Raw genomic sequence first — 12,105 nt, forward strand, 5'->3', positions numbered from 1 at the left:
GCCCGCTGCCGCAGCAGAACTGATTTAGGGTGAGCCTCAAACGTCGTCGTCGGCACGGAGGCCCAGGTGCACCGGTTCCGGCTCGGCACGGCGGACCTCGCCGCGACCTCGTTCGCCCTGTCGCCGCTCCAGGAGACGGTGCTCAGCCTGCGGATGTGGACCCATCCCGGGGTGTACGTCTGGCAGACCCCGGGCTTCGAGCGGCTCCGCCCGGCCTTCGAGCAGCTCGACTGCGGGCCTTTGCTCTGCTCCCTGATCGCGACCAACCGCTGGGTGCCTGACTTCCTGACACCGCGTCCGCCCAACCCGGCCCCGGACTTCCGCTCCGAGCTGGCGGTGCTGCGGGCCACCCCGCCCGGGCGGCTGCGGACCGAACTGGAGCAGGCCTACCTGCCGCACGACCGGGTGATCCCCGAGCCGCTCGCCGCCGGACTGGACGACCCGGCCCGGCTGCTGGCGAGGATCGCCGACGCCGTCGAGGAGTACTGGGAGCGCTGCCTGGCCCCGCACTGGTGGCCGCGGGCCCGGGCGGTGCTGGAGGCCGACCTGGTGCACCGCTCCCGGGTGCTGGCCCACTACGGGGCGGCGGCGCTCTTCGCCGAACTGGACAGCCGGCTGCGCTGGGCCGACGGCGTGCTGGCGATCCACCGCAAGTGGGAGGCCGTCGACGGGGACGTGCCGGTGGACGGCCGGGGCCTGGTGCTGGTGCCGACCTTCTTCGCCCGCGGCGCGATCACGTCGATCAGCGACGACCACCCGCCGATGATCAGCTACCCGGCCCGCGGGCAGGCGACGATGGCCGGTGCGCCCGCCTCCCCGCCGACCTCGCACGCGCTGGAACTGCTGCTGGGCGCTCCCAAGGCCCGGCTGCTGGCCCTGCTGGCCGAGCCCGCCTCCACCACCGAGCTGGCCGGCCGGCTGGGCGTGACCCCCGGCGCGGTCAGCCAGCACCTGGCGGTGCTCTTCGACACCCGTCTGGTCACCCGCGCCCGGCACGGCCGCTCGGTGCTGTACGCGCGCAGCGCGCTCGGGGACGAACTGGCGGGACGCTAGGGCGCGTCGGACCATTCCCGCCGGGCGCGCGACGCCGGGCGCCGATCCACCGCGAATCGTCGGACCCGGCCCAGGGCGGGTCGGACACCGCCCCGGCTCGACCCGGACCGCCCCGCCGGGCCCTCGCGCCTTCGGCGACACCACCGCTCCGTCCACCAACTCCCAAATGGTATGGACCTGTTGACGCATTGGTCCAGTCCTCCTACAGTTCCCATGCCCCCACCCCCACCACCGGGGGCGCCATGCGCAAGGTTCGGAACCGCCCTGTCCAACCCCACTGCCACAGGGAGAACCATGTCCGCACAGCACCGCGCCGGCCGGCGCAGAACGCGCCGCAGGGTAGCGTCCCTGCTCACCGCACTGCTCCTGCCGCTGGCCGCGATCACCGCCCTGGCCGCCCCGGCGCACGCCGCCGGCAAGCTCACCGCGGCCTTCACCAGCGCCGACAACGGCTCCTGGTGGAAGGGCACCTACATCGTCCGCAACGACAACGCCACCGCCGTCCCCGGCTGGACGCTGGAGTTCGACCTCCCGGCGGGCGTGACCATCAGCGGCAGCTACAACGGCGACGCCACCGTGAGCGGCCGCCACGTCACCGCGAAGAACGCCTACTACAACGCCAACGTCGCCGCGCACGGCACCACGGAGCCCTACAGCTTCTGGTTCGTGGCGAACGGCCCGATCGGCGTGCCGACCGGCTGCCGGATCAACGGCGACAAGTGCGACGGCAGTTCGGACGTCCTGCCGGGCGCCCCCGGCGCCCCGCAGGTCACCGAGGCCACCGCGCACAGCCTGGCGCTGAGCTGGCCGGCCGCCACCGCCGGGGACTTCCCGGTCGCCTCCTACGAGGTGCTGGACGGCGCCACCGTGCTGGCCACCTCCACCGCCACCTCGGTCCTGGTCACCGGCCTGACACCGGCGACCTCGTACACCCTGGCCGTCCGGGCCAAGGACACCCGGGGCAACACCGGCCCGCTCGGGGCGGGCGTCACCGCGCGCACCGTCGACCCGGCCACCGACACCTCCCCGCCGACCGCGCCGGGCGCCCTGCGCAGCACGGCCGTCACCTCCTCCACGATCACGCTCGCCTGGACGGCGGCCACCGACAACCAGCGGATCTCCGCCTACGACGTCTACCAGGGCGCCACCCTGGTGCAGACCGTCACCGGCGCCACCACCTCGGCGACCGTCGCCGGCCTCTCCCCGTCCACCGCCTACACCTTCACGGTGAAGGCCCGTGACCCCGCCGACAACGCCTCGCCCGCGTCCAACGCGCTGACCGTCAGCACCGGCGACCTGGTCGGCCCCGGCAAGTACGCCCGGGTCGGGTACTTCACCCAGTGGGGCATCTACGGGCGCCAGTACTTCGTGAAGAACCTGGACACCTCGGGCAGCGCGGCCAAGCTCGACGTCATCAACTACGCCTTCGAGAACATCGACCCGGTCAACCTGACCTGCCTGGCCGGCGTCACCAAGGGCACCACCGCCGACCCGCAGGACCCGGACCAGGGCACCGGCGCGGGCGACGCGGACGCCGACTACGCCCGGCCGATGAGCGCGGCGCAGTCGGTGGACGGCGTGGCCGACGACGGCTGGGGCCCGCTGCGCGGCAACCTCGGCCAGCTGAAGAAGCTCAAGGCCAAGTACCCGAACCTCAAGGTGGTCGTCTCGCTGGGCGGCTGGACGTACTCCAAGTACTTCTCGGACGCGGCCGCCACCGACGCCTCCCGCAAGAAGCTGGTCTCGTCCTGCCTCGACATCTGGATCAAGGGCAACCTGCCGCTCTACAACGGCGCGGGCGGCCCGGGCGTCGGAGCCGGCATCTTCGACGGCATCGACCTGGACTGGGAGTGGCCCGGATCGGCCGACGGCCATGCCGGGAACCACTGGAGCGCGGCCGACAAGGACAACCTGACCCTGCTGCTGGCCGAGTTCCGCAAGCAGCTGGACGCCCTCGGCGGCTCGCACAAGCTGCTGACCGCCTTCACCCCGGCCGACCCGGTCAAGATCAACCAGGGCTGGGACCTCTCCAAGATCTTCAACTACCTGGACATCGCCAACGTCCAGGGCTACGACTTCCACGGCGCCGGCAGCGACAACTCCTGGGAGCCGAACCGCGCCGGCCACCAGGCCAACCTCTACGCCGACGCCCAGGACCCGTACCCCTTCCACTTCAGCGTGGACGCCGCCGTCCAGGCCTACCTCTCCGCCGGGGTGAACCCGCGCAAGCTCACCATCGGGTTCCCGTTCTACGGCCGCGGCTGGCAGGGCGTCACCGCCGGCGGGGCGAACGGCGAGTGGCAGGCCGCGACCGGCGCGGCGCCGGGCCAGTTCGCCGAGGAGGCCGGCACCAGGGGGTACAACAACCTGCTGGCCGGCGTCCCCAACCTGACCGTCTACCACGACACCCAGTCGGTCTCGACCTACGGGTACACCGGGGCCGGCGGCCAGTGGTGGACCTTCGACGACCCCTGGTCGATCGGCCAGAAGACCGCCTACCTGAAGTCCAAGGGCCTGCTGGGCAGCATGATCTGGGAGATGTCCGGCGACACTCCCACCGGCACCCTGATCACCGCGCTCGACAACGGCCTGAAGTAGGGGCCCTCCGCACCGCCCCGCCCGGACCGGCCCACCGCCGGCCCGGGCGGGGCTTCGTCACTCCTGGGGCTGCTGATACCCGTGTGAATAGGCTGAATTGATGGCCCGTCATCTCATGGACCATCAGGAGACAATGACATCAAAGGGCGCTACGCTGATTCTGCGCACCTCCCCATCCTGACCGGGCCCGGTACAGGACTGGGCCCTCGATCCCGGGACGACCGGGATCGGACCTACCGGGGAGGGACGTTGAGAAGGCGCCTGTTGCCGCCCGGCGGCTTGCGCGGCAAGGCCCGCGAGACGGGAAAGCACCTGCGTTCGGCACACCGCGTCACCGCGAAGTGGTTGGCGTCGCCCGCAGGGAAGGGAACCGTCAGGATCGCGGTCGAACTCCTGAAGCTCGGTCTGCGCTTCAAGGGGATCGACATCGATCTGCTCGGTGACGATCCCCTCAAGCGGTGAGATGAACACGGCCCGCCCTGGAGATTCGCGCCTCGGGGCGGGTTCGTGCTGCTCGGCCTTCCACTGTACGCGCGCCCACCTGACCACGCCATGCTCCGGGTTTGTTTCACGGAACGGGCCGGGAAGGCTGACAGCGGACGATGTTGTCCCAAGACAAAGTGCACCGGCGGGAGAGGTGGAGGAACCGATGCTCGAAGAGCCACCGCGTCACACCCGGCGCGGCCGCCCGTGGGCGCCTCCTCAGGGCTCGTCGGCCGAGATCAACCAGCTCGCCGAGATGCTCCGCACGCTGGTCGACGAGAGCGGCCTCACCGTCGGCGAACTCCAGCACCGGCTGCTGCCCGAGCACTTCCGGGAGGGCCAGCCGCCCAGCCGGGCCACCACCGCGCGCCGGCTCGCGGCGGAGAACCTGGAGAACGACTGGGAGTTCGTCGAGGCGGTCATCGACGTCACCTCCCACGAGGAGAACGAACAGCGGCTGCGGATCGGCTCCGCCCGCCGGCTGTGGGAGCGGGCACGGCGCGCCCCGACCCCGCCCGACCCCGCCCCGCAGGACGAGCAGCCGCAGGACGAGCAGGGTGCGGGACCGGAGGCGGAGTTCGTGGCGAACGGCGGCGGCGTCGTGCTGAACGACGCCGTCTTCAACGGCGGTGTCACCTTCACCACCCACGTCCGGAACGGGGCCGCGGGCACCGCCTCGCAGGAGCAACTGGTCGAGTCGCAGCAGCAGGTCATCGCGCTGATGGCCGAACTCCTCGACGCCCAGCGGCAGCTTCGCGAGCTGAAGGACCAGCTGTACCGCTCGCACACCGCGCTCGACACCGTCCTGCGGCTGGTCGACGAGGAGCCCGCCGGCGAACGGCTGCGCAGGGCGGTCGCCCGGGCCCGCGACCAGGGCGTGCTCCCGGCCGGGCGCTCGCCCCGGGAGTGAGGCCCGGGCGTCCAGGGTCACGGTCGCGGGCACCCCTCGGCGCCCGCGACCGGGCCGCTCAGCGCGAGGCGAGCGCCGAGAGCCGGCGCGCCGCGCGGTACTGGCGCAGCACCTGGGCGAAGGTGGTGTGCCCCTGGGTGGTGCGGGCGAAGGCCCGCCAGGCCGGGTCGACCAGGCAGACGGCCGCGTGGAAGAGGTGCGGACGGCGCTCGAAGGCCGCCAGCATCTGCTTGCCGGCGCGCATCTCCACGCCCAGGCCCGCCTTGATCGCGAAGGCGTAGTTGAGGGTCTGCCGGCGCACGTCGGTGCTGCCGTTCGCCTCGGCCACCTTCACGGCCCACTCCCCCGCGAGCCGGCCCGAGCGCAGCGCGTACGAGATGCCCTCCCGGGTCCACGGCTCCAGCAGCCCCGCGGCGTCGCCGGCGACCAGCACGCGGCCCCGGCTGAGCGGCGAGTCCTCGGCGCGGCAACGGGTCAGGTGCCCGGACTCCACGCTCGGGGTGAACCCGGCCAGGCCGAGCCGGCGGATGTAGTCGGCCAGGTACTGCTTGGTGCGCTCGCCGTCGCCGCGGGCCGAGATGACGCCCACGGTGAGGCTGCCCGACTCGGTCTTGGGGAAGACCCACCCGTAACTGCCGGGCAGCGGCCCCCAGTCGAGGTGGATCCGGCCGGCCCAGTGCCGGGAGATCTCCGCCGGGACGGGGATCTCCGCCTCCAGCCCGAGGTCGATCTGGTCGAAGGTCACCCCGACGTGGCGGCCGACCCGGCCGGCGCTGCCGTCCGCGCCGACCACCGCGCGGGCCTCGAAGCGGCGCCCGTCGGTGGCGGTGACCACGACCGTCCGGTGGTCGCCGCCGCGCTGCTCCACGCCGCTGACGGTCACTCCGGTGACCAGCACGGCGCCGGCCTGCTTGGCGGCCTGCACCAGGCGCAGGTCGAACTCGTCCCGGTTGACCAGGCCGAACAGCATCCGCTTGGAGCGCCGGGTGCGGGTGAAGCGCCCGTCGTAGGCGAAGGTGACGGCGTGCACGCGGTCCTGCAGCGGCAGGACGAAGTCCGGCGGCAGGCTGTCCCTGGAGGGGCCGATGATGCCGCCGCCGCAGGTCTTGTAGCGGGGGTGCTCGGCCTTGTCGAGGAGCAGCACCCGGCGGCCCTGCGCGGCGGCGGCGTGGGCGGCGGAGGATCCCGCCGGACCGGCGCCGACCACCACCACGTCCCAGATGCCGTCGAGCGGTTCGGGCCCGGGCCCGGCCCCGGGGAGTGCTTCGGCGACCGGGCTGTCTGCACCCGCCGGGCGGTCTGCACCGAGCGGGCTGCGGGAAACGGAGCTACCGGAGTCTGTCACGTCGAGCAATCCTATGCGTCCACCGGCCCGGTCGGCCGCCCACCACCACGCTCGTGTCAGATTCCCCTCCCGGGGGCGGCCGGCGCACCCCTATGATCATGGCCATCCCCCTGTCGTGTTCACCCGAACCACCCCCTCGGAGAACCTGGAGCCCCCGATGCCGCAGTTGTCCCTGGCCGACGCCGTCAGTTCGCTGATGGGACGGGCCCGCACCGACCTCGCCGAGCTGGTGGCCTTCCCCTCGGTGGCCGACCCGCGCCAGTTCCCGGTCGAGGAGTGCGACAAGGCCGCCCGGTGGGTCGCCGACGCGTTCGCCGCCGAGGGCCTGACGGGTGTGCGGCTGCTGGACACCCCGGACGGCACCCGGTCCGTGTACGCCGAACTGCCGGGCCCGGCGGGCGCGCCGACGGTGCTGCTGTACTCGCACTACGACGTGCAGCCGCCGCTGGACGAGGCGGCCTGGGCGAGCCCGGCCTTCGAGCTGACCGAGCGGGACGGCCGCTGGTACGGGCGGGGCGCGGCGGACTGCAAGGGCAACATCCTGATGCACCTGACGGCGCTCCGGGCGCTGCGGGCGGTGGACGGCTCGTACCCGGTCGGCCTGAAGGTGATCGTCGAGGGCTCCGAGGAGCAGGGCACCGGCGGCCTGGAGCGGTACGCCGAGGCGCACCCCGAACTGCTGGCCGCCGACGTCATCGTGATCGGCGACACCGGCAACTTCGCGCCGGGCCTGCCGACCGTCACGGCCTCGCTGCGCGGTATGACCGTGGTCGAGGTGACCGTCAGCACGCTGGCCGGAAACCTCCACTCGGGCGCCTTCGGCGGCGCCGCCCCGGACGCCCTGCAGGCCCTGGTGCGGGCGCTGGCCTCGCTGCACGACGAGCAGGGCGCGCTGACCGTCGAGGGTCTCGCGGCGGACCAGGCCTGGCCCGGCGTCGAGTACCCCGAGGCGCAGTTCCGGGCCGACGCCAAGGTGCTGGACGGCGTACGCCTGGTCGGGACGGGCAGCGTCGCGGACCGGCTCTGGGCCCGGCCCGCCGTCACGGTGCTCGGCATCGACGCCCCGCCGGTGATCGGCGCCACCTCCTCCGTCCAGGCGAGCGCCAAGGCGCTGGTGAGCCTGCGGGTGCCGCCGGGCATGGCCACCGCCACCGCCCAGGACGCCCTGGTGGCGCACCTGGAGGCCGCGGTGCCGTTCGGCGCCCGGGTGCGGGTGGAGCGGCTCAGCGGCGGTGAGGCGTTCAGCGCGGACACCTCCGGCCCGGCCTACGGGGCGATGGGCGCGGCGATGCTGGAGGCCTTCGGCAAGGAGATGGTCGCCTCCGGCGAGGGCGGCTCGATCCCGCTCTGCAACACCCTGCGCACGCTCTACCCGCAGGCGGAGATCGTCCTGATCGGGGTCGAGGAGCCGACCACCCAGATCCACGCGGTGAACGAGAGCGTCGACCCGCGGGAGCTTGAGCTGATGGCCCTCACCGAGGCGCTCTTCCTGCGCAACTACGCCGAGGCCCGCCGGGCCTGAACCGGCGTCCGCTCCCCCGCGCCGTCCGGCGCGGGGTGCGGCGGACCCTGCCGACGGCCGCGCCGCTGCCGGAGCCGCGCGGCCGTCGCGTACCCGGCGGCGCCCACGGTCAGGCCGGCGCCGGCGCCGAAGCAGAATTCGGCGATCAGCTGGCGTTCGGTGCCGGCCAGCCGGTGCGCCACCCCGGCCGCCGTCGCCGCGACGATCAGGGCGACCCCGGTCCGCCGCACCGCGGCGGGCGGCCGGTCGACCGGGACCCCCGGCCTGGCCCGGTCCGCCTCGCGCACCACGAACCGGGCCAGCACCCCGAGGGCGACGGCCGAGGAGCCGTACTGCAGCACGGTGTAGAGCGGGAGTCCGCCGGGCACCCGGGCGTTCAGGACGGGCAGGACGGCCCCGAACCGGCCGCCGTGGGTGAACGCGTCCCAGCCGACGTGGGTGGCGGCGCCGAGGGCGGCCGAGGCCGCGAACCAGCCGGCCCTGGCCGCGCCGGGCCTGTCGGGGCCCGGCGCGGTGACCGACTCGACGGCCCGGGCCCAGCGTTCCGGCAGCAGCGCGACCAGCGGCCCGCGCAGCAGACCGTGCCACCCGGCCACCAGGGCGGCGGCGAGCACCACGTCCACCGTCGGCACCGCCCACCACTGGTGGGTCAGGTCGCCCCGGCCGTACACCCCGGGCAGCAGGGAGTCGGCGAAGAACAGCACGTCGGGGGCCATCGACCCGGCCACCAGCGCCGAGGCGACCAGCGGGCCGCGGGCTCTGGCGCCGTCCAGGAACGGCAGGACGGCGGCGACGTGGCTGAGCGTGAACGGCATGCCCCCATCCTGCCCGGTCCGCTCCGCCGGCGCCGCCGAACGGGCCGCCCGGACCTGCGGGGGCGGGCCTGCGGGGGCGGACCTGCGGGGGCGGCCGCCGAGGTCCGGCCGGGAGCGGGAGCGGGCTCTCGGCTGGCGCGTCACCGGACGGCGGGTGCGTCACCGGACGGCGGGCCGGAGGACCGGCGGACGGGCCGTCAGGCGGACACCGCACGCGGCCGTCCCGAAGGGGGCGGGGCCCGGCGTGGACGACTCCGCGTGGACGCCCGCGACAAGAAAGGGACCGGCGCGCGAAGGCCCGGCGTGGACCGGCTCCGCCGCCGGCTCCGGGAACGGCCGCCCCGCGGCTCAGGCCGCGTCGACCGCGCCGGCCGGGCCGCCGGCCCGGCCCCCGGTGGGCAGGCTCCCCGCCGGCAGGCTGCCCGCCGGCAGGCCCTCGGCGGCCGGCAGCCCGGCCTCCAGGTAGCGCAACTCGCCCCGCCGGCGGGCGTCCAGGGCGGCGGCCAGCCGGCGGTGCCGGCCGGGGGTGAGCAGCCCGGCGGCCTCGTCCAGGGTGACGAAGCGCGAGCCGCGCAGCTCGTCGGCCGGCAGCCGCAGGCCGTGCCGGGCGGCGGCGTCCAGCCGGCCGCCGTCGTAGACCAGGCGCAGGCCGCCCCGCCGCGGGCCGGTTCTGGGCTCCCAGTCGACGGCGAGCAGGCGCAGGTCGGAGGCGTCCAGGCGCAGGCCCAGCTCCTCGGCGGTCTCCCGCAGGGCGGCGTCGGTGGGGGCCTCGCCGCGTTCCACCACACCGCCGGGGAACTCCCAGGCGGGTTTGTACACGGGGTCGACCAGCAGCACCCGGTCCTGCTCGTCGAAGAGCAGCACGGCGGCGGCGACGGTGTCCCCGGTGCTGTCGGTGCTCTGCACGATCGGACAGCGGGCCGCGCCGTCCTTGACCAGCTCGGCGAGGCGTTCGGCGGTCTGGCCCGGGGTCAGCGCGCCGGTGTCGATCAGCTCGGCGTCGCGGCTGAGCCAGCGCCGGGCGGCGCGGTAGCGGGGCAGGTGCTCCAGGCCCCACTCCCGGACCCGGGCGCTGCGCTCGGGCTGGCCGGGGTAGGCGTCCCGGCCCTCGATCCGGTCGCGCAGGATCGTTTCGGCAGGGTCGAGGACGAAGTGGTGCACCGCGAGCCCGCGGGCGGCCAGGCCGCCGAACATCTCGTCCCGGTACTCCTCCCGCAGCACGGTCATCGGGACGACGAGCGGCCCCGGCACCTCGCTCAGCAGCGCCGCGGCGTACTCCGGCACCAGCCGCCGCCAGGACGGCAGGTCCTGGAAGTCGGACAGTTCGGCGGCCCGCTCGGCCGGCAGCATCCGGGCCAGCCCGTAGCCGACCGCTTCGGGGTCGAACAGCAGGCTTCCCGGGAGCAGTTCCACCAGCTCGCGACAGGCGCTGGTCTTGCCCGCGCCGAACGTGCCATTGACCCAGACGATCACGACGTCCCCTGCCCTAGATCCGCCCGGCGACGATCGCCCCCGGGCGCGCGGCCCGGCGATCCGCGGCCCGCGCCAGTGAAGGTGGTACCCGCTGCGGAGCGGTCCCCATGCCTGCCCCTCGCTCCGGCCGTCACTTACCGGCCTCGGCCGTTGTCAGCGGCATGTGCCCGGCCGAGGGCCCCGGCGGCGGCCCGGACGGTCCGCCCGGGGCCGCCCGCGCGGGTCAGCGCCCGGCCGCCCGGATCGCGGCCGCCGCCGCGCCGACCAGGCCCGCCTCGCCGCCGAGCAGGGCCGGGCGGACCTCCAGCCCCTGGACGAAGGAGAGGGTCGCGTACGAGCCGAGCCACCTGCGCAGCGGGCCGAACAGCACCTCCCCGCTCTGCGCCACGCCGCCGCCGATCACCACGACCTCCAGTTCGACCAGGGCGGCGGTGGCCGCGATCCCGGCCGCCAGGGCCTGGGCCGCCCGGTCGAAGGCCGCCAGCGCGATCGGGTCGCCCTGGCCGGCGGCCGCGGCGACGGCCGTGGCGGAGGCGTCGTCGCCGGCCGGCCGCCAGCCCGCCGCGGCCGCCCGGGCGGCGATCGCGGTACCGCTGGCCAGGCCCTCCAGGCAGCCCCGGCCGCCGCAGGGGCAGGGGGCGCCGTCCAGGTCGACGCTGATGTGCCCGATGTGCCCGGCGTTGCCGCTGGGCCCCGGGTGGAGCGCCCCGTCGAGCACCAGGCCGCCGCCGACGCCGGTGGAGACCACCATGCAGAGCGCGTTCCGGTGCCCGCGGGCCGCGCCCCGCCAGTGCTCGGCGGCGGTCATCGCGACGCCGTCGCCGGTCAGCACCACCGGCAGCCCGGGCACCAGCTCCCGGACCCGGGCGACCAGCGGGAAGTCCCGCCAGCCGGTGATGTTCACGGGGCTGACCAGCCCGCGGAGGCCGTCCACCGGCCCGGCGCTGCCGAGGCCGACCCGCTCGACCCGGGCCCATTCGGGAGCCCCGGCGAGTTCGGCCAGCACCTCGGCGACGGCGGCGAACACCGCCTCGCCGGGCTCCGCGGCCGGCGTCGGACGCCGGGTCCGCCGGGACAGCCGGCCGTCCTCGGCGCCGACCAGCGCCCCCGCGATCTTCGTACCGCCGATGTCGACGGCTGCCACCAGGGCCTGCTCGCTGCTCACAGCGTCCGACCCTACTCCGGGCCCGGGCCGGCGCGGCCGCCGCAGGCCGAGGTGCCGCCGGCGCAACGCCGACGGCACCTCGGGGCCGGTTGTGTGCGGAGGGGTCAGGGGCGGCCCATGTAGTTCGGGTAGTAGCCGCTGCTGATGCCCGAGACCCGGATGTCGGTCCCGGGGCGGGCGGCCTCCACGTACTGGTTGCCGCCCAGGTAGATGGCGACGTGCTCGATGCCGCGGGCGGTGCCGTCCTCGGACCAGAACAACAGGTCGCCGCGGCGCAGCTCGCTCGCCCGCACCGGGGTGGTGGCCGCGTACTGGTCGTTGGCGACCCGCGGCAGGTCGACCCCGGCGCGCCGGAAGGCCTGCTGGACCAGGCCCGAGCAGTCGTAGCCGTCGGGGCCGTTGCCGGCCGTCTTGAACGGCTTGCCGAGCTGGTCGAGCGCGAAGGCGACCGCCGCCTCGAAGTCGCCGCTCTCCGCGGCCGAGGCCGGCACGGTGTCCGAGGAGGCCGGGACGGCGGCGCCGCCGGCGCCGGTGCGCTGCTGGTAGACGTCGTAGTGACTGGTCCACCGCCACTGGCCCTGACTGTTCCTGAACCAGTAGACCGAACCGTCCCAGCCCTGCGTGATCCCACCCGCCGACGAGGCCTTCACCGCCGAGCCGGCGGCCGCACCACCCGTCCGCGACCGGTAGACGTCGTAGTGACTGGTCCACCGCCACTGGCCCTGACTGTTCCTGAACCAG

General features: G+C 74.9%; 10 protein-coding genes. 5 read left to right on the plus strand and 5 right to left on the minus strand.

Annotated features, from left to right (window positions below):
- The first annotated feature begins 66 nt into the window (after window positions 1–66).
- The 4 genes from IE329_RS21775 to IE329_RS21790 all read left to right on the plus strand — a co-directional run bounded on the left by IE329_RS21775 (window position 67) and on the right by IE329_RS21790 (window position 5,044).
- A complete protein-coding gene (locus tag IE329_RS21775; RefSeq protein ID WP_190212617.1) occupies window positions 67–1,053 on the plus strand; it encodes an ArsR/SmtB family transcription factor in 987 nt (328 codons plus the stop codon).
- A 294-nt stretch (window positions 1,054–1,347) separates the two neighbouring features.
- Entirely contained in the window at window positions 1,348–3,651 is a 2,304-nt protein-coding gene (locus IE329_RS21780) for a glycosyl hydrolase family 18 protein (RefSeq protein ID WP_190212618.1), read from the plus strand.
- Between the two features lie 249 nt (window positions 3,652–3,900).
- On the plus strand, window positions 3,901–4,113 hold the full coding sequence (locus tag IE329_RS21785; protein WP_190212619.1) for a hypothetical protein: 213 nt from the start codon (window positions 3,901–3,903) through the stop codon (window positions 4,111–4,113).
- Between the two features lie 187 nt (window positions 4,114–4,300).
- Entirely contained in the window at window positions 4,301–5,044 is a 744-nt protein-coding gene (locus IE329_RS21790) for a hypothetical protein (RefSeq protein ID WP_190212620.1), read from the plus strand.
- 58 nt (window positions 5,045–5,102) lie between these two features.
- Here IE329_RS21790 and IE329_RS21795 read toward each other — a convergent pair whose 3' ends face one another.
- Window positions 5,103–6,389, minus strand: a complete 1,287-nt coding sequence (locus IE329_RS21795) for a geranylgeranyl reductase family protein (RefSeq protein ID WP_190212621.1) — start codon at window positions 6,387–6,389, stop codon at window positions 5,103–5,105.
- 157 nt (window positions 6,390–6,546) lie between these two features.
- Between IE329_RS21795 and IE329_RS21800 the strand changes: the two genes are divergently transcribed.
- Entirely contained in the window at window positions 6,547–7,911 is a 1,365-nt protein-coding gene (locus IE329_RS21800) for a dipeptidase (protein ID WP_190212638.1), read from the plus strand.
- Here IE329_RS21800 and IE329_RS21805 read toward each other — a convergent pair.
- The 4 genes from IE329_RS21805 to IE329_RS21820 all read right to left on the minus strand — a co-directional run.
- Window positions 7,887–8,726: a DUF4184 family protein gene (locus IE329_RS21805; RefSeq protein ID WP_190212622.1), complete on the minus strand. Its 840-nt coding sequence runs from the start codon at window positions 8,724–8,726 to the stop codon at window positions 7,887–7,889. The genes IE329_RS21800 and IE329_RS21805 overlap by 25 nt on opposite strands.
- A gap of 348 nt (window positions 8,727–9,074) precedes the next feature.
- Window positions 9,075–10,199, minus strand: a complete 1,125-nt coding sequence (locus tag IE329_RS21810) for an NUDIX hydrolase (protein WP_190212623.1) — start codon at window positions 10,197–10,199, stop codon at window positions 9,075–9,077.
- 223 nt (window positions 10,200–10,422) lie between these two features.
- Window positions 10,423–11,364, minus strand: a complete 942-nt coding sequence (locus IE329_RS21815) for an ROK family protein (protein WP_190212624.1) — start codon at window positions 11,362–11,364, stop codon at window positions 10,423–10,425.
- A 104-nt stretch (window positions 11,365–11,468) separates the two neighbouring features.
- Window positions 11,469–12,105 (minus strand): C40 family peptidase (locus tag IE329_RS21820; protein WP_190212625.1); only part of this gene is annotated, 637 nt, incomplete at its 5' end.

It is taken from the genome of Kitasatospora indigofera, from assembly GCF_014655955.1.
Lineage (GTDB): Bacteria > Actinomycetota > Actinomycetes > Streptomycetales > Streptomycetaceae > Kitasatospora > Kitasatospora indigofera.

Bases quoted from the DNA above. Each gene is read 5' to 3' on its own strand.
- IE329_RS21800 (WP_190212638.1), top strand. From the start codon at position 6,547: ATGCCGCAGTTGTCCCTGGCCGACGCCGTCAGTTCGCTGATGGGACGG.
- IE329_RS21805 (WP_190212622.1), bottom strand. From the start codon at position 8,726: ATGCCGTTCACGCTCAGCCACGTCGCCGCCGTCCTGCCGTTCCTGGAC.
- IE329_RS21780 (WP_190212618.1), top strand. From the start codon at position 1,348: ATGTCCGCACAGCACCGCGCCGGCCGGCGCAGAACGCGCCGCAGGGTA.
- IE329_RS21790 (WP_190212620.1), top strand. From the start codon at position 4,301: ATGCTCGAAGAGCCACCGCGTCACACCCGGCGCGGCCGCCCGTGGGCG.